A 19,691-nucleotide genomic window follows, 5' to 3' on the forward strand; every position below is an offset into this window, starting at 1 on the left:
TTACAGCAGTCCGCTCCAGATTGATTTTTTGACTTGCTCTGTATTGCCGCCCGTATCGTCCGCTGTCTGCTTAGACGCGCCTCGCGCTTTTTCCAAAGCCTCGATGCGTTCGATCAGCGGGGCAAGCATGTCTTCAACGAGCTTTTTCAGACGCTCGTCATCACCCGTCTGCTCCGGCTTTTCCTCCGTGTCTGTGTTTTTTTCAATCCGCTCAAGCCGTTTGAGCAGAGGGTAAAGCGCATGCTCGAATGATTCTTTCATGTCTTCTTTTCTCATTTCTTCAGTCTCCTTCCCTGTTTTGTCAGCAAGCATTTGCTTGAATACACTGAAGAACCCTGCTTTTTCGACCGGTTCTTCTTCATACACATCTGCAGTGCCAGCCATGCTGTAGCCGGTGATAATTCCAGCCTTAATCTGTTCCCACACCTCGTCAGACGCTCTTGTCACGAGTACCCATGAGCCCTTTGTAATCCGCTTTGATCCGATCATAAAATCATCGGGCGCCACATAGGACTCGACCACGACGCCGGTTCCGCCCTCAAAGCTGTGATTGATATCAATCTCCCGTGCCTCCGCGAGAAAACCGTGCGCCGCTTTTTCAATTTCCTCGGCGGTCATAAAATCGCCGTGGGCATCAGGAACATCAGGCTCATACACGATTCCGTACACGAGCTTTTGTTCATCCTGCTCACTTTTTGTAAACAGCCGAACCTTTTTTTCAAATGACGGAGGTTTGGCTGACTTCGTAAAGAAAAATTCTGTCTGGTTAGCCGCCTTGTCCACATAACTGACAAAGCTGATTTTGGCATTTCTTAATTCTCGCGCCACCTGCTTGATTCACCTCCCTTCAGGACGTTTTGATATCTTCGATGCTTTCTTTCAACTCCTGCATGAGCGCAGTCAGGTTTGTCTTTTCCGCATCCTGTCCTGCAGGCCGTTTATAAATGTCCTCAGGCCACTCCTCCAGTGTTTTGCCAAGCACCCGTCCGGCAAGGTCGCGTAAATCATTCGGCGAGACTGCTCCTGCTGTAATAAAAGGACCGAGCACCTTCGCAATCTCAAGCGGATCACGAAAGTCCGGTCCTTTTAATGTCAGCCTGACGTCATGGATATTCAGCTCCGGCAAAAGCAGCGTATTCAGTTTATTCACGAGCGTTTTTCGCTCCGGCTGAAAAACCTGCTCCTCCGTAATTTTTCTAGCCGTATCAGCTGTCGCCCGGTTGTATTCCTGGGCCTCGCCTGTATACAGCGGCGGGAGGCGGAACGCTGAACGCAGCTTATTTCTGCTTTTTTCATCGTATTCAAGAAACAAGGCGTCGTTTTGGAGAATTTCAGCCAAGGATTTGATTTCCACGGAAACCGGCGTAATATCCTCGCCTCCGTGGAGATCCTTTTCTTTTGCGATTCCTTCCGCTTCGATCAGGAGAAATTTATGGGCGTTTTCAACACCTTCAAGATCATTCATGTATTCCTGCAGCTCCCGGTAAGAAGCTTCAGACAGCATCCCGTTTTCCACTGTAATCGCAGCGGGGACGTGACGTCCCTGCTTAAAATACATAAAATTGAGCTCTTCTGCTTTTCGGGCCCCGTATAAATTGACAATATTGCCGATCCAGCGGGGTACACCGTATACGCCGCTTCCGATTTTGAGGTGAATGGCTTCATTTGCTTGATACTTCTCTGCCAATGTGTTTACATATTCACCTGTGCGCATATCCATTTTTCGCGGATCGCCGTATTCTTTAAAAAATACTTTCTTTCCATTGATCATCTGCACATATTTTCGGAAGCGTTTTTGCCTTTTGATCCTTTTCATTTTCCCGTTTTCTTCATATACAAATGAAACCTCTACAGGCTCGCCGGCTCCGCATACACGCATATATTTCACATCTAAATATTCGATGCCGGCAGGTTTTCCCGCCCCGTCGCGAAGCACTTCCATAAATCCGTTGCCTGTTTTTTCTCTGTCTTCGATGGCATAGCCTAAAATCATTTCAGCTGATTCATCAAAGTGAAGACATTTATAAAAGGCTTCGAGTCTGGCCCAGTCTTTTTCCGCTCTTTTCTTTTTTGCCTGATCGACATCACTTGCGTTGACATCAAATGTGTACTCAACATCGAATCCAAAGCCTGTAATATTCACTCTGTACGCATCAATGCATTGCTGAAGAATAGTCGAGTATTCGGCAATGGTTTTGAGCTCGATGATATTGTAGGGCGGAGCGATAATGTCCTCTCCGTACAGCTCAGAAAAGTCATCTTCATAGATTTGCTTTGTCTGAGGAGCCGCGGCATTGGCTTTAAATACAGTTGCTCTGACTGTTTGATTGTGCATGATTTATGACCTCCTCCTTTCTCGGTTCGGCCGGATTCGTTTGTGTGCTGTCTCTTTCATATCAGCAACCTCATAATCATCAAGCGCATACCAAATGGCAGAAAGCGTATGCGGGTCAATCGTGAATTCATCCTCAATCAGAGCTCCGTTTTTATCTTTGGCATACGTAAGTGTCTTGAGCTCATAGATGACATTTTCACAGCGATCCGAACAGAAGATTTTTTTGAACCGTTTTACCTTTTTGGTATATTGAAGCCTGGAGCCGGGAAACTTTCTGGCTCCAACCATCCGAAAGCCCTGCTGGCGGAAATATTGAATGCTTTTCGGCTCAGCCGAGTCGGCTTTGATCAATTCCTGTGTCTCAATAAACTCACGCAGCTCCTCAGCCGTCCTGTCATCTGTCATTTTGTTTTGATAATACTCCCAATAAATGTAGAGGTATTTTTTTTCAGGATCTACAGCAAGCCGGACGACGGCATTATAGGATTCCTCGAATCCAAAATCCATGCCTGTACGAAAGATTGGCTTGCTGATGGCTGCGATACATTTTTTCATTTGATTATGCGGGAGTACCTCGAACTGCGGCAGCACCCTGATCCCATTGACGCCGAATCGTCCTTTGCGGGCAATCCGGTACAGGTCGGGATCATACTCTTTGAGTCCGTCAAGCTGTTTCAGATAGCTTTCCGGGAGAAAAAGATTGTCGTTAGCGGTGGAATGATGGTAATACGTATCTCCCTTCACAATCGTCCGCTTTTCGTAAAGTTCGCTGTCATCCAGCACAAACCGTTTCTTGCGTTCATCCCGAAAAAAATGCCTATACGTCCAATTGGAGGTGCCGACGGGATTGGTGGTACAGATCATATGAAGCTTCAGCTCAGGATGGCGAAGACGTCCGATTAATTCCTTGAACCCCTCATACTTCACCTCTGAGCACTCTTCAATCCATATTAATGAAATGTTATGAACCGATTTTAATTTTGCCGGATTGTCCATTCCTTTGAACATGATCCGGCTGCCATTGTGAAATCGCAGCTGCAGCGGGGAAGAAAGAGATGCCACAGCCTTTGTGAGACCGAGCTCTTCGATCACCTCTTGAAACAAGGCGAAGGTCGAATCCCGATGGGTATCGAACACCTCCCGGATCACAAGGGCCGTCCGTTTTTCCTTCAGCAGCTTTAGCACGATTTTCAATGCGGTATGATAGCTTTTGGAGGAGCCGTAGCCGCCGACGAGAAATTGGTACGTCTGCTCCCAATTGAACACGTAATCTTCGAAATGAGGATTGATTTCTTTTACAATCATGACTTGCCCTCTTTTCGTTTGATCATAATTTCAATCGGCTCCTGGCTGTCATCTGTTTTCTCCGCTTTTTGTTTGGCAAGCTTCAATTTCTCATTTTCAATTTTTTGTTTAAATTGATCTGGAAACAAATCAAAATATAAGGACAGCTTCTCAAGCGCCTTCATTTTATCTGCAAGCTTGATGGCAATGCCTTCTTTGCCAAGCTTTGCTTCCGTTACAATGGTGCCGTCAACGAGCCCCGAGTCTTTGACATCGACAAAGCTGACTTCCTTCATAATCGGGTTATCATCTTCATCAAACAGCGGACCCGATTTCCCGACAGCCTGGACCTCTTTTTTTCCAAAGGTCACATAGTCCGTAATATCCGCAAACGCGATCTTGATATAAACCTGCAGCACATCCATCGCTTCAATAAACATCTCATTGACCATTTCTTTTTTAATGCGTTTGATTTCAGCAGCAACCTTTTCGTTTTTTAAGAGCCGGCTGCCCGTCACATGAGCGCTGTCCGGAGAATAGCCCGCTTTGATTGCTGACTGTGTGGCATTGAAGCTTTTGACGTAATACAGGCAAAACAGCCGCTGGCGTTCATTTAATTCATCGTTGTCTATAGGGCGCTGTTTTTGTTCGTTTTTGGACGCAGAAAACAGGGCCTCTTTCCATTTGTCTTGTTTTTTCCAGATGCCGATTGTTTTCGCGGAAACACCGATTGTGTCCGCAATCGCCCGATTTGTGATCTTTCCTTGATGTTGTTGATAGATTGCTAATGCTTGTTCGCGCTGTTGTGTTTTCATGCTACGGCATCACCGCCACCTCCAGCATGGTTATTTATTCATAAAAGCGGCTGATCATGCCAGCCGCTTATGTGTCATGCTCTATTCACTTATAGGTGGCAAACGTATGACAAGCTTTCAGGCAAGTGATCGATTCATTTCTTCCTGCTGTCTTTGCATCTTTAAACTCGCCCGTTTAATCGTCGTTTGCACTGTCGATTTTTTCACGCCGAGAAGATCGGCGATCCGTTCATAAGAAAAACATTCTACCTTATGCAGCAAAAACATTTCCTTTTCTCTGTCCGTTAACAGGGCTAATGCTTCTCGAATTTTCTCTCTGTCTTCTTCTGATACCTGTCCGTCCGGCTCAAACATCATAGCGCTGGAAAATGATTCGATGATTCTCGGGTCCTTGATCATCAGCCGCTGGTAGGCATCACGCCGGTCAATCGCCCGTCTGATGCCGGGCTGCCTTCCTTTTTCAAGCCATTCTGTTACATATTCAAGATCAGTAATCATATTTCTGATGATTTTTTTATCCTTCAGCTCTTCAGCTGAGAGCACGGATTCATCTGCCTCAGCGAGCGGTTTATATTGTATTCTTGTTTGTTTGAGCGTGCGTTTATATTCAAATAGTAAGTCTTGCATTCTATGATCCTCCTCATTTTTGGCAAATAAAAAACGGACACCAATCAACGCACAAATGCTGTGCAGTTGATCAGTGTCCGCAGGCTTTCCGTCTTGGACGTATTCTGTTTTCGCTTTAATTTAATTTGTAGCCGATTTCAAATTCCACACGGGCAAGGTCGCCCTTTCTTGTTTCGACGAGCGTTTTTCCATGCTCCGGCGCTTCTGTGATCCATGCTTCTTGCTTGATGCCATCCACAATAATGACACGGATTTTCCCTTCCTCCAGCTGGCTCTTAAGCGTGACGGAATCAATATGCTGCAGTTTTTTAGGATGAATCATGTTTTATTTCCTCCCCTTTACGGTGCAGCGCTTGCTTCAGCTTTTTCTAATAGCTGAATGATGCGCTCCTTTGAATGAACAGAATTCCCTTTCAGAAAATCAAGTGCTGCTTTAGACGCTTCCAGCAATTCAGGCGCAGCGGCCATCAAAGCGGCATTGCTTTTTTGCGAATAAGAGCTGAGGTCAAATACAGCTGCAATCAGCCGCCCGTTTGAGTACGGAAATCTTTCTTTTTCTTCTTCACTGTAAGCTGAATAAATATAGATCGGTTTCGTATCCCCGCACGGGACAGCACGCCACGGTGCAGGGCTTTTCTCTGCCTGTTTTGTCTTTGCCAACACTTTCACTTCCCGTCGTCCTTATACCATTGTTCAATGTTTTTTTCTGTTCGCTTTGCCCGAAACAGCAAAGCGATTAGTGCAGTCAGCTGTTTAATCATAGATATTCAGCCTCGTTTTTCCCGCTGTCAGCATTTGCTCCAGCTTTTGAATGACAGGCGTTAAGTCAGTGCCGGACCGGCAGTTCGGACATGGATGAAAAACGACTCCAATACCGGTATGTTCCACAATGACTTTCTTTGTTTGACAAAGCTTACACATTATCTGACGCCCTCCAATCTATGGTTAAGCTCGTAGGCTGCTCCTTTGATAATCACTAAATAGTCACTGCACATCTCATAGATTCTCGTGCCGAGCGCTTCATCGACCCGTACAAGTCCTTCAATTGTCAGCTCGCTCGAAAGCAAAATCGGTTTATGATTTAAGTAGCGATAATTGAGTACCGAATACATTTGCTCTAATTGCCAATCTGTAGCGCGGGGTTTGCCGTTAACCGGTTTAAACAGGTCATCTATGAACAGCACATCCGCCTGCTTCATCCGGTTCAGCTTCGCTTCTAATAGGGCAAAATCATTTTTCAGATCAGTAAAGCCTTCCACGAACGGAAAATAAATGACAGGCACATAGCATGTTCTCATTAATTCGTTGGCAGCGGCAGTCAAAAGGTGTGTTTTCCCTGATCCGGGCTGTCCTAAAAGGGCAATGCTGTTTTTTCGGCAATCCTTGATTTGTTCATAATCGGCAACATACTCTTTTGTACACTCAAATGCGTCTTTTATGGCCTGCGGCTTTCCCTCCGTGCGGAATTCCTTGAAGCCGAGCTGTCTGAAAGCGTGGGTAATCTCACTTGCACCCAGCAGCCGCTTCACTTTCCGTTCTGCCATGCAGCTGCACATCGTCCAGACTTCCAGGCCATTCTGCCTGACGAGATAACCGCCCTGATCCTTGCAGCGCAGGCAATCATACCTGCTTGTGTCTGATTCGGCCGGTTTGTCCGCCAGTAATGGACGTCTCCCTCTTCTCAGCTCGTCCAAAATCTGTTCGATTGTTCGTTTTGTCATGTTTTTTCATCCTCTCATGCTGAATTGCGGCATTCTTTTTGGCTTGCTGCGCGAAAAATCTGTCTTCAATGAATTTCGAGCAGTAGCGAAAAGCCTTGATTGTTTCAGAAGCGGCGGTCCGCCGGTTTTCAAAAGTCTGAAAGCATTCTTCAAGCCATTTGATTGTTTGCATGACAGGAACGCCGATGGCAACAATGCGGGCGATGGCTTGATAATCTCTTGAGGAAGGATACACGGTGCGTCCTTCTTGAGCCGACCGTAATTGTGTAAACCGCTTCGCAATGTGATCCACTGCATCATCAGCAGCAGTATATTTGTTTGTTTTATCTATATCTGTACGGTCGTTTGTGTCCGGTGTCTGCGGCGAAAATGGCCGTTCTTTTAGACTCCCGTGTACAGTATTGTCCGATCTGAAGCTGAATTTTTTGGAATGCTTGACCGAAATCATCAGTCCGTATGGCGCACGGACGGCCTTTATGTAATCATGGTTTTCGAGAAGCTCCAGCCATCTTCTGACGGTTTTTTCACTTACGCCGAAGACTGCCGCCATTTCTCTCGCTTTTAACGGCTTATGGCCGAGTACGATGCCCCAGCTTACCCCGTCTTTTTCGATTTCTTTTGTTGTTGAGCTGATAAACCAGAGAAACAACCATAGCGCCGGGCCCATTTTGTCATAATGTTCTGAATTCAATAACCCTGAATACGTCGGAAAAGGATAGCTTTTATCGTTTTTCATTGTACGCCGCTTCTCCCTTTAACATCATGTATGCTTGAAACTGCTCTTGCGTTTCAAAGTGGAACACCGGAAGGCCGCATGCCGTAAACGAAATGGTGCCGCCGGATTGTCCGAGATGGCGCTGATCTATGGGATTTTCACTAAAAACAATTTGGATTGGATACATGTGATCACTCTCCTGGTTTGTTTTCGATACATTTCGTATCAACTGTTACCAAGTATAAACGATACGAACTGTATCATCAAGTTATTTTTGATACTTTTTTTATCATAACTTTATTTTGATACATATTGTATCTATAATCATAAGTAACGTAGGGAGTTTAAAAAAGAGAGGTCATAGTATGATAGGCGGCAGATTGAAGAGTCTCAGAGGGAAAAGGACACAGGAAGAAATCGCATCACACATCGGTGTGTCACGGGCACGATATTCCCACTATGAAAATGGGCGAAGCGAACCTGATTACGACACACTCCAAAAGCTGGCTGATTACTTTCAAGTAACGACTGATTACTTATTAACGGGAAAAGACAAAAAATCCGATGACGACATGTTCTCAGATCCGGACCTGCAGCTTGCATACCGCGATATGCAGGATTTTTCCCCAGAAAGCAAACAGCAGGCCATCGAATTTATCAACTATTTAAAAGAAAAAGAGAAAAACCGCAAACCGAAAAATAAATAAATCGTTCTCTGTTCTCTAAAACATATAAAAAGTAGACCGATATAAAGAAAAAAGTGTTTATTTTTTAAAGAAAAGGGAAAGATTTCTACACTACTTTCCAGTCCTATACGGGCTTTTCTTTCTCGCTAAAAACAGAACAAACGTTCGAAAGGGAGTATTCAATTGGGCGATTACTTATCACATCTGGAGGAATACGTTAAAAATTTATACGGCCGGCTGGGCATCACATCCCCTCATCACATTGACATGCTGAAAATCGCAAAGGATCTGGATATTTGGGTGCATTTTGAGGATATGGGGAGCATGATGGTGAAATACGACGGCATGTACAGTATCGTATTGAACCAAAAAAAGTCACGGGAAGAGCAATGGGAGGATTTTGGCCATGAGCTGTGCCACGTGTTAAAGCATGCAGGCAATCATTTTCAGATGAACAAGCTCTTCAGAGAGCTTCAAGAATTCCAGGCAAATCAATTTATGTACCACTTCTGTGTGCCAACCTTTATGCTGTTGCAGATGGAACTGCCGCAATGGAGAAGCCAGGCACTCGCCACAATTGCGGCGGTATTCCGGGTAACAAAGGAATTTGCTGATAAAAGGCTTGACATGTTTGAACGGCGTAAAGCAGGTATTCAATTTCAGAAGCGGCTCGCTTATTTATTATCTCACAAGCGGCCAAATGCGTACGAGGAAGGCGATCAGCAGCACTTGCAGGTCGCTGAGGAAAAAGCGTTATATCATATTGGCAAAAACATCTGATCAAATAATCTGATCAAATACGGGCTAAGGATATATTCCTCAGCCCAGAAGAGAACCTAACATTTCGACATTGGGGGAACTGTATTATGCAGCCACATGGGCGCCGGTTTAAGGTGAGGCGCAGATGCGAACGCAATCGGAGCCGGGATATACCTGAATTCACCCCGGCCGTCAAAGGCTTCCCCATGTGCCCATCTTCCTTGCGAGCTTTCATCCCCCCTGGAAAAGTTAAACAAATCATAGGAGACTTCTTGCTTTTCGAGCTCACGCGGAAACGTCGTCGGGACGACAATATCCCGTTCTCTTTCCTCCAGCTCTTTAATGGCCGCGTACCACATATTTTGATGATAGGTATCCCTTGCAATCAAAAATGACAGCATATCTCTTACCCCTGGATCATCGGTCATGGCATAAAGCCGTGTCACCTGAAGGCGTCCTTGGGCCTCCGCATTTAAGTTAGCGCGAAAATCGGCCAGCAGGTTTCCGCTTGAGATAATGTATTTTGCATTCCACGGATAGCCCTCACTATCTGATGCCATCGCCCCCAATCCGGACACAATCGCGTGCTGAGGATTCATCCCTGACATGACTGCTGCGATAGCTGGATTGCTTTTATAAGCATCCTCCTGTACATCCGCGGGTGCATTGTCCAGAAGCCTGGAAATCATCGTTGCCAGCATTTCTACGTGCCCGATCTCTTCGGTCCCCACATCATATAACAAATCTTTATACTTAGCAACCGCCCTGCAGTTAAACCCTTGAAACAAATACTGCATCATGACGCTAATTTCACCGAATTGGCCGCCGAGCACCTCTTGAAGTTTTTTCGCATAAACCGGATCGGGATGAGCTGGCTTTGCTTGATATTGAAGCTCTTTTATATGATAAAACATGAATCATTCCTCCCTACACTTTCGCACAATCCCAGCGTATGAAGGAATAGGCTGACAGTGCAGGTCCCGTTTCGTTTTATGTATAAAAGCCAAGCTTGACGGCTTCCACATATCGATCAAACAAATCGTTTTGTATGTAGCTTTTATCACGGCACCCAAAATTGCAGAACAGCGCGTTTCTTTGTGCCGTGCTCACCTCCAATTGCAGCCCCATTTCTCTTTTCGTCCGATTGACAATATTGTTTGGGTGTACACCTGCCAGGCGGTCTTTCTCATTAGTGAGCTCGGCGCTAAAACCCGCTTCATTCAGACGCTCACAAATGAGCTTGGCTTTTTTACGATCCGCCCCGCCGACCAAAGTATGCTGGATTTTCGGATCATAATACCCGTGAAACGCTAATGCGTAATGGTGGGCATTCACTTTTTCTAAAGCCAGCGGCTCATCAAAACGAATGCTGGTGAGATGCAAGGAACGGTTGTTTCGCGGCTTTAGACCCTCAAACAAATAGATGGAACATCGATCCGAAAATGCCCGCACCAGTTCACTGACGCCAGGCTCAATTCTGCCGCCGTGGGGACCGAGGACGATAAGCTCACTTCCGTTTTTCTCTTCATAAATAATCCGGTACTCCGACTCAGAAGCAGAAAGGGCCGCAAAGCTGTCATACCTATCTGTCATTTTGAACGCCCCCCTTTACCAGTCAGCACCAGTTTACTCTACTCATCCATGAATGAAAACCTTTTTTATAGTATGATTTGATAGAATACGCAGAGGAGGTATATGATGGGGTTTATTGATGGATTACTCGGCAATGCGTCAACACTGTCAACGGCTGCTGTAAAAGAAGAGCTTGCTCATATTTTACTTGAGGGTGAGAAGGTTGAAGCCGCGTTTAAGCTGGTTCGCGATTTGATTGTCTTCACTGACAAGCGGCTTATTCTTGTGGACAAGCAGGGAATCACAGGCAAGAAAACGGAGTTTCAATCGATTCCGTACAAAAGCATTTCCAGATTCAGCGTGGAAACGGCCGGCCGCTTTGACCTCGATTCAGAGCTGAAAATTTGGATTTCCGGCGCAGAACTTCCTGCCGTCTCAAAGCAGTTTAAAAAAGATGAGAGCATTTATGATATTCAAAAGGTGCTTGCCGCAGTTTGTATGTAAGATAAAAAGACGGAAGCTTCACAGCTTCCGTCTTTTCATTTACAGCTTTTCCTCCAGCTTCGCTTTCGTTTTCGGACCGTAAATCCCATCAGCCGTTAAACCGCTGACAGACTGAAAACGTTTCACTGCATTTGCTGTTTTCGGGCCATAAACGCCGTCAACGCCGTGATTTTTCGCTCCTTTATCAGGATAAAAATAAAGAGCGGCTAAAGCGGTCTGCACCTGCTTTACTTTTGTCCCTTTCGTCAGCGGGCTTGTCACTTTGATCACGCCGGATGGGAGCGGATATGAGAATGCGGCATGGCTTTTAGAAGCAGATGCCGTCTGAGGCAGTTTGATCACTTGTCCGACTTTAATGTAATTCGGGTCAGTAATATGATTGATGCTTTGCAGCGTTTTCACACTGACTCCGTGTGATGCGGCAATCCCTGACAATGTGTCGCCTTTTTTCACATGATATACAGACGCTGAAGAAGAGACTGCAGCTTTTTTAGCTGATAAGCCCCCATTTAATTCCTTTTCAATTGCCGCCTTCACTTGATCCCAGCGCCCCTCTGATAAAATGCGGTGCGGGCAATACTTTCCGTTCCAGTCCTGGTGCTTTCTCACACGATCGATGCCCCAGCCGCGCTCCTTCAAAAGCTGTGCAACAAATGAAATCGCCAAGGCTTCAGCTGCCTCATACTTCGGTCCTCCCGATTTGCTGTAGCAAATCTCAACACCGATTGATTTGCGGTTTCCCGGACCGTTTGTGCCGTCACCAGTGTGCCAAGCGTTTCGGTTAAGCGGCAGACCTTGAATCACCTCTTGATCATCGACCGCAAAATGAAAGCTTGTCGAGCTTGTGTTCCCGATCATATAGCTGATTTCATTGGCCGCTGATGCATCGTTTGCCGTGTTGTGAATGGTAATGTATTCAGCGGACATTGCATTAGGACACTTCAACGCGTATTTCGCCTCAGAAACCAAATTTTTCTTTACTGGAATGCTCACCTATCATCTCTCCTTTTCTTTTTTCATAAATAGGTGGCATTCGTAGGACGAAAAGCTCATATCATCTATCACCGTAATATGGATAAATGTGTTAAACTGAAGTTCACGGAGGGTCTAAATATGTATACATATTTAATGCTGACAATGAGAACAGAGAAATTTAATCAGGAGCATGTGGCTGGGCACTATGAATTTCTGGATCGTTTACAAGCAGAAAAACGTTTAAAAATGTTTGGGCCATTTAGCGACGCCACAGGCGGAGCGTATGTCATCGAAGCAGATTCACTGGAAGAGGCAGCGGAAATCGGCCATGCGGATCCGCTGGTGGCAAGTGGATCTTCTGAGCTGACGATAAAAGAATGGAAGCTGAAGAAATAAAAAAGACCCCTAAGGGTCTTTTTTATGCATCATGTTTGATTGCGTGCCGCAATATGAAATGTTTTCCCTTCTGTGTTTGCTGTTTCACCTGCATGAACCATCACCTGAGTAAAGCTGAACCCGACCGCAACGAGCAACAAACCTGACATCCATTTAGATTTCATATAAACAATCTCCTCTCTGGATTTGTTTTTGTGCGTGCACCATTTTCTCATAAAATGAAAGTGCTTTTTCGGGCTGTCCGTTTTCTATATAGAATTGGGCAGCATCATGCGCCAGCTCTTCAATATAAGGATACAGCATATGTTCTTCAAGAAATTGAAAGGTGTGTGAGACTGATTCTGTGTCTATGTTTTTTCCGTATAACGCATGTAAAAATTGAAAAAGCTCCACGAATAATTCATCACTGTATTGACGGGCGATTTCCAATCCTTCACGATACTTTTTTTGCGCTTCGGCGTCATTTTTTTGTTTATACAGAACTTGTGTTAAAGAGTAGATAGAATGCGGAAGATTATCGAACTTTTCCGACTTGCAAATAGAAACAGATTTCTCAAAGTATTCGGCTGCCTTTTGCAGTTCACCCATTTTCTCATAGCAGTTTCCGAGATTATATAGGGCGGAACTGATCAGGCGGGGATTGCCTTCTTTCTTTGCAAGATCTAAAGCCAGTTCTAAGTGGGGCAATGCTCTTTCTGGATACTGCATATCATCATAATTACCTGCAATAACGAATTCACATTGGATTCTGCGGACGGTGTACGTTTCATACATTTGGTATGTTTCTAATGCCTGAACGGCGTAGCTCATCGAAACATAGGTTTGTTTTAAATTGTAAAAAATCTCAGCCATTTTAAAAGCAAACTCGGCTTTCTCAATATCATCCGAGACGAGGGCAAGATTCTTTTCTGCCCGTTTATAATACATCATGGCACTGACAAACATCTTCTGCTTAAATTCATACATTCCTCGAAAAAAATTAAAGTAATATTCGAGAAGCCCTGTCAGCTTGTACTGATTCCCTTCGATGTCTTCTAATAATTCTGAAAACTCTAGCTGCGACGTGTCCTCTCCAAAAGGCTTAATGTAATCCAGCATGACACGATGCCTGAACTCCATTAAAGAATAATACAGCAGCAAATCTTGGTCTTCTTCCATATCCTCAATTTCTCTTTCTACTTCGAGCTTGACCCGTTCGGCTTCAGCGACGTGGAACTGCCGGATATGAGTATACCATTCATTAATTTTAAGCCCGACATAAGAGGACGGAATCGTCTGCTTCATCCTCAATTAATCCCCCCTTTTGAATTACCCGAGATATGTCATATTTTATCATATTTACAAGAAAAAGAAGAACGCAAAATAACCGCAATTGTCGAATTTCGGCTAACCGCAACAAAAAAGCACGGGTTTTTCAAACACCCGTGCTTTCTTTCAGTGAAAACCGACTTTGTTTCTTTCCATCCAGCTTCCCCGCTGGCTTTTTCTTTGCTCTCCTGTCATGTCTTTCACCATGGTTTCAATATGGTGATTCCCTTCTTGGTGCCATTGAAGGGCTGAAGATACATATAATTCTCCCAGCTGTGCAAAGGAAAAGCCTTCTGTAAGTTTTGCGGCGTTTTTTATTTCTCCTTCACTCAAAAAGATGCCAAAGCCTCTCATTTTCATATATTCCAGCCGCAGCTCTTCATCCGGAAGCCCGATTTCATAGGCACGGTCAAATCGCCCTGCACGATTCATCAAACCTGGATCGATCTCTTCGGGATAGTTTGTCGTACCGATGAGAAATAGCCCCTCTTTTGATGTCGCGCCGTCCAGCGTATTGAGAAAAAAGGACCGCACATCTTCCGGCATCGAATCTATATCCTCGATAACCAGAACTGCAGGAGCGAGGCGTCTCGCTGCCTGAAAGACTTCTTCTATTGTCTCGCTCGACGTAAATTCAGTAATTTGCCAATAAGCAACAGGTGCATCGATACTGCCTGCGATCGACTTCACTAACGTCGTCTTTCCGTTTCCAGGAGGTCCATATAACAGAATGCCGCGCTTGTAAGGGATGTCATATGTTTGATAAAACGATTTATCACTATGAAAAAACTGATCAATTGATCTGTATATCTCCTTTTTCAATAGCGGATTCATGATGACTTGACTTCGCTGAACCTCTCTGACAATGGCTTCCTGCTCTCTTGAAGTCCCTCCATCTCCATCCGTAAACACGGTCACTTTCCGCTTGCTTTTTTCCCAAAGACGCGGTCTGACTCCCTCCAGAAATGCACGCATCCTTTCATCGTTAACCGCAAACAGACAATCAAAACTCATAATGCTCCCATCTTGAAAATATGGAATTCTGGCAAAAGCAACTCCCTTTTCGGGATACGCGTATACACTGTTTCTTATAGACTTATGGACGGTATAATCCGGTTCTTTCTCATCTTCATCGTAAGCAAAGGTTTTCTTTTCAAGCTTTTCAAATATATATGCCACATGCTCAGGCTCCAATGAACCGCTGCGGACATCTTCTACAAGAAGCTCCCAGTATTCCGTATTTGGATCATCACTGGCATAGAGCTCATAGAATACACCGTATTGATCATAAAGCGTTTCTTCAATCCGTGTGATAAGGTAACCGAAAGTGCCGTAGCCCGCCGCAGCTCTTTCATTCTCTTTTTCTTCGTACTGATAAATGAAAGGTATGTTAGTCATGTTTATACTCCATTTCATGTTTTGTGAACGTTATATATACGATTGACATAGCATTTTGTTTCATCCCACAGCATATTACTTGTGAATTCGTAACCGTTGATATAGGATTTCATTGCACCATTTATTTTTACATATGGAGGAGATCATAATGAGCCAATCCAATCAAATTGTCAGCCATTTTTTATCCCATCGAAACGTGACCAATGAGCTTGCCGAAAAAATCAGCAAAGACCATTACAGCTACAAACCGGCAGAAACATCAATGTCAGCAGAAGAGCTGGTCAAACACATTCTTACGTCTTTCCACTTGTTCGCAAATGTCATTAAGGAAGGCAATGCCTCACCATTTCAAAACAAGCAGGAAGAAACAGAAACAGATCTCAATGTTCTGGCAAAAACATATACAGAAAAAACGGCCGCTATCCTTGAACAGCTGACTGAAGAGCAGCTGGACAGAGAAATTGATCTGACATCCGCTTTCGGCAGAAAAGTCACAGGCCGCGCGCTGCTTCAGCTTGCAATGGAGCATGAAATTCACCATAAAGGCAACCTGTTCGTGTATGTGCGGGAAATGGGTCACACTGAGCTTCCTTTCTATCAGCAGCGCATGTAGCGTAAACAAAAAAAAAGATACCTGTTAAGAGGTATCTTTTTTTTGCGCCTTTAGTACTTCTCGATTTCGTCCAGACACTCATTATAGGGCAAATGAATAGAGATATTGAGCATACCAAAATTTCAAGCAGCTAACGTACAAAAATTCAAAAAATTTAATTGATTAACGCGTCCTAATCATATATAATCTGATAAAAATAGTCGGGTTTTCAGGAGGCCTTTATCATGAGTGTAAGCATCATATTGATGGGTTTGTTTGTCGGAGCCTTAGTCGGATTGACGGGAGTGGGTGGAGCGGCCTTATTAACTCCCCTTTTAATTGTGCTTGGAATTAATCCTTCCATCGCGGTCGGTACAGATCTTGTATATAACTCGATCACAAAGCTGTTTGGCGTTGCCTCCCATTGGCGGCAGAAAACGATTAATTTTAAATTGGTAAAATACTTAGCCATCGGCAGTATTCCGAGTGCTTCGCTAGCCATTGGCATCTTGCATTTGTTCCCCGCCTTTCACCAGCATCAGGAAGAAATTATTAAGCACGCTCTAGGATATGTGTTAACGCTGGTTGCCATTTCAATCATCGTTCGTTTGTTTTTGGATAGAAAACTTCGTCCCAACCGCTGGCAGCTGATGCCGCTTGAAAATAAGCGGGCGCTGACGATTCTTATTGGTGTTGTGTTTGGGTTTATCGTCGGCTTAACATCAATCGGTTCCGGCTCATTATTTGCAATCGCCATGATTTACTTATTTAACATGAAAGCGTCACAGATTGTCGGAACAGATATCGCGCATGCATTTCTTCTTGTTACGGCAGCAGGCATTTTGAACGCTAGCTTCGGAAGCGTGGATTACATGCTGGCAGCTAATCTGCTCATTGGTTCAATTCCCGGCGTGCTGATCGGAAGCCATCTTTCGCCTCGATTCTCCCCGCGTCCACTGCAATTTATTATGGCGTCCATTATTTTAGTCAGCGGTTTAAAATTGATTTAATGAAGAAGGCTATCCGCTTGAAGGATAGCCTTTTCTTATTATAGCGTCACACCCGATTTAAAAATGGCGAGTTCTCTGAAATCATTTTTTTCATGGTTCACAAGCTGGCCGCTTGCCACCTCAACCATATAGTGGATAAAATCACGCAGCACATATTCCTCATGAACATCATCCTCTGCTAAAAGGCCTGCGTTAAAATCAATCCAATGCGGCTTCGCTTCATACAGCTCGGTGTTTGTCGCTACTTTCACCGTCGGGACAAAGGTGCCAAACGGCGTGCCTCTCCCCGTTGTAAAGAGGACAATTTGGCAGCCGGCCGCCGCCAATGCGGAGGAGGCGATCAAATCATTGCCTGGCGCGCTCAAAAGCGTCAGCCCTCTTGTCTTGAGCACTTCCCCGTATTTCAAGACATCCGTGACAGGAGAAATCCCCGCTTTTTGCGTACAGCCCAGCGATTTATCCTCAAGTGTAGAAATGCCGCCCGCTTTGTTGCCCGGTGAAGGATTTTCGTACACCGGCTGATCATGTTTGATAAAATATTGTTTAAAATCATTGATTAATTGGACTATCTTATGAAACACTTCTTCATTGGCAGCCCGCTGCATCAGGATGGTTTCTGCGCCGAACATTTCCGGTACTTCCGTCAGCACCGTGCTCCCTCCCTGTGCAATGAGATAATCTGAAAAACGGCCTAGCAGCGGGTTTGCGGTTATGCCGGAAAAACCGTCCGAACCTCCGCATTTCAGCCCGATCTTCAGTTCAGACAGCGGAATGTCTTCTCTCTTATCTCCTTTGGCCGCTTCATGAATTTCCTTCAGCAAAGCAACGCCTGCCTCCATTTCGTCGGTCACCGACTGGGATTCCAGAAACTTCACCCGCTTCAAGTTCACATCTTGCAGTGCTTCCTTCATTCTTGCCAGCTCATTGTTTTCACAGCCAAGCCCTAACACCAAGACGCCGCCGGCATTTGGATGGCGAATGGCATTCAGCAGGATTTGCTTCGTATTTTCATGATCGTCGCCAAGCTGCGAGCATCCGTATTGATGCTTTAACACCAGTACGTTATCAAATGGAGCGATATCCCCTGTTTCTCTGACAAAACGCTGCAGCATTTTTTCTGCTATTCCATTGACACAGCCGACAGTTGGGACAATCCACAATTCATTCCGTACACCCGCATCTCCGTTTTCTCTTCTAAAACCTTTAAACGTCCGGTTCTCATTAGAATACGGATTTTCATCAAATCTCGGTGTATAGCTGTATGATTGGATATCAGACAGGTTTGTTTCCGTATTATGGACATGAATATGCTCTCCGATCGAGATATCTTGTGATGCATGCCCAATTGGAAACCCGTATTTAATGATGCTGTCGTTTTCTTTAATAGGCTGCAATGCAATCTTATGGCCTCTTTTTATATCATCCTTTACTTCAATCGACACGCCGTCCGCATGCAGCCTCTCTCCCTTTTGGATATCCCGCAGAGCAAGAAGGACATTATCTTGCTTATGAATCTTTATAAACGACTTCAACGTACCTCTCCCCCTTGTATGCAGTATTGTTCAAGAGCCCGCTGCATGCCCAGCTCATGAATAAGATTCAAGTAAACAGCGACTCTATCAGTCAGCTTCGGTATCTCATTGAGATCTGCCCCCCACAGCCGCTGTTCGCCTAACACTCTTGATGCAATCCGAAGCATGTCGCCATCCTCCTGACACCAAACCTCTTTGAAAAATTGAAGAACTGCCGGATCATCCTGCAATGTCTCGTTATCATGATAAAAATACAGAAGAGCGCTGAAAGAAAACACCAAGCGTTCAGGAAGCTGTCCCTTTTGTTCAGCATATTCCTTAAGAGTCGGCAGGTTTCTCGTTTTGAATTTGGAAACGGAGTTCAATGCAATGCTTTCCAGGTAATGCTTAATATACGGGTTTTTAAAACGGTTCAGCACATCGTCAGCATACTGAGAAAGACCTTCCATTTTTAAAACAGGAAGAATTTCGTCATCAATCAGCTCTCTTATAAATCGCCCCACTTCCGGATGCTCGACAGCATCCCTAACAGTCTTCAAGCCGTATAATAAAGCCACTGGCGTCATTGCTGTATGAGCGCCATTTAAAATTCTTACTTTTTTAGTCCGGTATGGGGTGAGGTCGCTGACAATCTTTGTATGCAGCCCTGCAGCCGCAAAGGGAAGTTCTTTTCCAATCCAATCAGGCCCCTCGATAACCCATAAATAATATTGCTCTCCCACAACTATCAAATCATCCTGATAGCCAAGATCCGCCGTGATCTCATCAATGCTGTCGACGGGAAAACCCGGAACAATCCGGTCTACTAAACTATTACAAAATGTATTAGCCTCATGAATCCACTGTGTAAATCCTTCCTCCAGCTTCCACAGACCTGCATAATGAAGAACCGTTTCCTTCAGCTTTTCGCCGTTGTTCTCAATCAGTTCACATGGGATTAGGACACACCCTTTTGTCTGATCTCCTTTAAAAGCCTGATAGCGGAAGTAGAGAAATGCAGTTAATTTCCCAGGGAATGTTTTTTGCGGTCTATCCTCTAAACGATCTTTTTCCTCACATACAATCCCAGCCTCAGTGGTGTTGGAGATGATAAACCGAAGCCCTTCGCTTGATGCCAATTCTTTGTATGCTTCATAATCAGAAAACAGGTCAATCCCCCGGCTGATTGAGTTGATAATCATATGCTCGTTTACCGCTTCTCCGTCTTTCATTCCTTGTAAAAAAAGTGTATATAATCCATCTTGCTCATTTAATCGTTTGATTTTTTCTGAGCCTCTTGGCTGGACAACTGCCACGCTCCCATTAAAATCAGTGTGTTGATTCAATTGATCAATCTGCCAATCGATAAATCCCCGAAGAAAGTTTCCTTCTCCGAATTGGAGAATTTTTTCTGGATACTGAGTATAGTGATCGTACACATTTTTATTCAGTTTCTGCATCCTTATTGCCTCCCTCTTTTTAT

Annotated in this window: 25 protein-coding genes; 6 read left to right on the forward strand and 19 right to left on the reverse strand. The window is 44.7% G+C overall.

Annotation, left to right across the window (positions count from 1 at the left end):
- The 11 genes from SB658_RS08505 to SB658_RS08555 all read right to left on the reverse strand — a co-directional run bounded on the left by SB658_RS08505 (position 1) and on the right by SB658_RS08555 (position 7,684).
- Entirely contained in the window at positions 1-828 is an 828-nt protein-coding gene (locus SB658_RS08505; RefSeq protein WP_003232691.1) for an XkdF-like putative serine protease domain-containing protein, read from the reverse strand.
- A gap of 19 nt (positions 829-847) precedes the next feature.
- On the reverse strand, positions 848-2,335 hold the full coding sequence (locus SB658_RS08510) for a phage portal protein (RefSeq protein WP_003232695.1): 1,488 nt from the start codon (positions 2,333-2,335) through the stop codon (positions 848-850).
- Between the two features lie 3 nt (positions 2,336-2,338).
- The gene (locus tag SB658_RS08515; RefSeq protein ID WP_003232697.1) at positions 2,339-3,640 is read right to left on the reverse strand and encodes a PBSX family phage terminase large subunit; all 1,302 of its coding nucleotides are present in this window, start codon (positions 3,638-3,640) and stop codon (positions 2,339-2,341) included.
- A complete protein-coding gene (gene xtmA, locus SB658_RS08520) occupies positions 3,637-4,434 on the reverse strand; it encodes a phage terminase small subunit (RefSeq protein ID WP_003232699.1) in 798 nt (265 codons plus the stop codon). The genes SB658_RS08515 and xtmA overlap by 4 nt, the downstream gene beginning before the upstream one ends.
- 117 nt (positions 4,435-4,551) lie before the next feature.
- Positions 4,552-5,061, reverse strand: coding sequence for a sigma-70 family RNA polymerase sigma factor (locus tag SB658_RS08525; protein WP_032677393.1), 510 nt, complete (start codon positions 5,059-5,061; stop codon positions 4,552-4,554).
- Between the two features lie 115 nt (positions 5,062-5,176).
- Positions 5,177-5,383, reverse strand: a complete 207-nt coding sequence (xtrA, locus tag SB658_RS08530) for a phage-like element PBSX protein XtrA (protein ID WP_003232703.1) — start codon at positions 5,381-5,383, stop codon at positions 5,177-5,179.
- A 17-nt stretch (positions 5,384-5,400) separates the two neighbouring features.
- A complete protein-coding gene (gene xkdD, locus SB658_RS08535; protein WP_032677394.1) occupies positions 5,401-5,730 on the reverse strand; it encodes a phage-like element PBSX protein XkdD in 330 nt (109 codons plus the stop codon).
- 84 nt (positions 5,731-5,814) lie between these two features.
- Positions 5,815-5,982 (reverse strand): hypothetical protein, encoded by a 168-nt coding sequence (locus SB658_RS08540; RefSeq protein WP_032677395.1) that lies wholly within the window; start codon positions 5,980-5,982, stop codon positions 5,815-5,817.
- Positions 5,982-6,782, reverse strand: coding sequence for an ATP-binding protein (locus SB658_RS08545; protein WP_410601473.1), 801 nt, complete (start codon positions 6,780-6,782; stop codon positions 5,982-5,984). The genes SB658_RS08540 and SB658_RS08545 overlap by 1 nt, the downstream gene beginning before the upstream one ends.
- Positions 6,682-7,518: a phage portal protein gene (locus SB658_RS08550; protein ID WP_410601475.1), complete on the reverse strand. Its 837-nt coding sequence runs from the start codon at positions 7,516-7,518 to the stop codon at positions 6,682-6,684. The genes SB658_RS08545 and SB658_RS08550 overlap by 101 nt, the downstream gene beginning before the upstream one ends.
- Positions 7,505-7,684, reverse strand: coding sequence for a hypothetical protein (locus tag SB658_RS08555; protein ID WP_003232712.1), 180 nt, complete (start codon positions 7,682-7,684; stop codon positions 7,505-7,507). Before SB658_RS08555 ends, SB658_RS08550 begins: the two co-directional genes overlap by 14 nt.
- Before the next feature lie 178 nt (positions 7,685-7,862).
- Between SB658_RS08555 and xre the strand changes: the two genes are divergently transcribed.
- A complete protein-coding gene (xre, locus tag SB658_RS08560; RefSeq protein ID WP_003232719.1) occupies positions 7,863-8,204 on the forward strand; it encodes an HTH-type transcriptional regulator Xre in 342 nt (113 codons plus the stop codon).
- 162 nt (positions 8,205-8,366) lie between these two features.
- The gene (locus tag SB658_RS08565; protein WP_003232721.1) at positions 8,367-8,963 is read left to right on the forward strand and encodes an ImmA/IrrE family metallo-endopeptidase; all 597 of its coding nucleotides are present in this window, start codon (positions 8,367-8,369) and stop codon (positions 8,961-8,963) included.
- A gap of 56 nt (positions 8,964-9,019) precedes the next feature.
- Here SB658_RS08565 and SB658_RS08570 read toward each other — a convergent pair whose 3' ends face one another.
- Positions 9,020-9,856 carry a manganese catalase gene (locus SB658_RS08570; RefSeq protein ID WP_003232722.1) on the reverse strand — a complete coding sequence of 279 codons (837 nt, stop codon included), beginning with the start codon at positions 9,854-9,856 and terminating at the stop codon, positions 9,020-9,022.
- 76 nt (positions 9,857-9,932) lie between these two features.
- The gene (locus SB658_RS08575) at positions 9,933-10,535 is read right to left on the reverse strand and encodes a poly-gamma-glutamate hydrolase family protein (protein ID WP_003232725.1); all 603 of its coding nucleotides are present in this window, start codon (positions 10,533-10,535) and stop codon (positions 9,933-9,935) included.
- A gap of 105 nt (positions 10,536-10,640) precedes the next feature.
- Here SB658_RS08575 and SB658_RS08580 point away from each other — a divergent pair, with 105 nt between their 5' ends.
- Positions 10,641-11,018, forward strand: a complete 378-nt coding sequence (locus SB658_RS08580) for a PH domain-containing protein (protein WP_014479546.1) — start codon at positions 10,641-10,643, stop codon at positions 11,016-11,018.
- 39 nt (positions 11,019-11,057) lie between these two features.
- Here the strand turns inward: SB658_RS08580 and SB658_RS08585 are convergent, their stop codons facing one another.
- A complete protein-coding gene (locus tag SB658_RS08585) occupies positions 11,058-12,011 on the reverse strand; it encodes an N-acetylmuramoyl-L-alanine amidase (protein ID WP_032677396.1) in 954 nt (317 codons plus the stop codon).
- Between the two features lie 120 nt (positions 12,012-12,131).
- On the opposite strand from SB658_RS08585, the gene SB658_RS08590 reads away from it, so the two are divergent.
- Positions 12,132-12,389, forward strand: a complete 258-nt coding sequence (locus tag SB658_RS08590; RefSeq protein ID WP_003232731.1) for a YciI family protein — start codon at positions 12,132-12,134, stop codon at positions 12,387-12,389.
- Positions 12,390-12,418: 29 nt separating this feature from the next.
- Here SB658_RS08590 and phrA read toward each other — a convergent pair whose 3' ends face one another.
- The 3 genes from phrA to yjoB form a co-directional block, all read right to left on the reverse strand.
- Positions 12,419-12,553: a phosphatase RapA inhibitor PhrA gene (gene phrA, locus SB658_RS08595; protein WP_003245487.1), complete on the reverse strand. Its 135-nt coding sequence runs from the start codon at positions 12,551-12,553 to the stop codon at positions 12,419-12,421.
- A complete protein-coding gene (gene rapA / locus SB658_RS08600) occupies positions 12,543-13,679 on the reverse strand; it encodes a response regulator aspartate phosphatase RapA (protein WP_015252291.1) in 1,137 nt (378 codons plus the stop codon). The genes phrA and rapA overlap by 11 nt, the downstream gene beginning before the upstream one ends.
- A gap of 144 nt (positions 13,680-13,823) precedes the next feature.
- Positions 13,824-15,095 carry an ATPase YjoB gene (gene yjoB, locus SB658_RS08605; protein ID WP_003232739.1) on the reverse strand — a complete coding sequence of 424 codons (1,272 nt, stop codon included), beginning with the start codon at positions 15,093-15,095 and terminating at the stop codon, positions 13,824-13,826.
- 148 nt (positions 15,096-15,243) lie between these two features.
- Here yjoB and SB658_RS08610 point away from each other — a divergent pair, with 148 nt between their 5' ends.
- Entirely contained in the window at positions 15,244-15,708 is a 465-nt protein-coding gene (locus tag SB658_RS08610) for a DinB family protein (RefSeq protein WP_014479541.1), read from the forward strand.
- A gap of 224 nt (positions 15,709-15,932) precedes the next feature.
- Positions 15,933-16,697 (forward strand): sulfite exporter TauE/SafE family protein, encoded by a 765-nt coding sequence (locus SB658_RS08615; protein WP_014476525.1) that lies wholly within the window; start codon positions 15,933-15,935, stop codon positions 16,695-16,697.
- A 38-nt stretch (positions 16,698-16,735) separates the two neighbouring features.
- Here SB658_RS08615 and SB658_RS08620 read toward each other — a convergent pair whose 3' ends face one another.
- Positions 16,736-18,229 carry a UxaA family hydrolase gene (locus SB658_RS08620; RefSeq protein ID WP_003232744.1) on the reverse strand — a complete coding sequence of 498 codons (1,494 nt, stop codon included), beginning with the start codon at positions 18,227-18,229 and terminating at the stop codon, positions 16,736-16,738.
- Positions 18,226-19,668, reverse strand: a complete 1,443-nt coding sequence (locus SB658_RS08625) for a tagaturonate reductase (RefSeq protein WP_144500838.1) — start codon at positions 19,666-19,668, stop codon at positions 18,226-18,228. The genes SB658_RS08620 and SB658_RS08625 overlap by 4 nt, the downstream gene beginning before the upstream one ends.
- Positions 19,669-19,691: the final 23 nt, after the last annotated feature.

Origin of the sequence: Bacillus sp. SIMBA_008 (assembly GCF_046535495.1) — a bacterium.
Lineage (GTDB): Bacteria > Bacillota > Bacilli > Bacillales > Bacillaceae > Bacillus > Bacillus subtilis.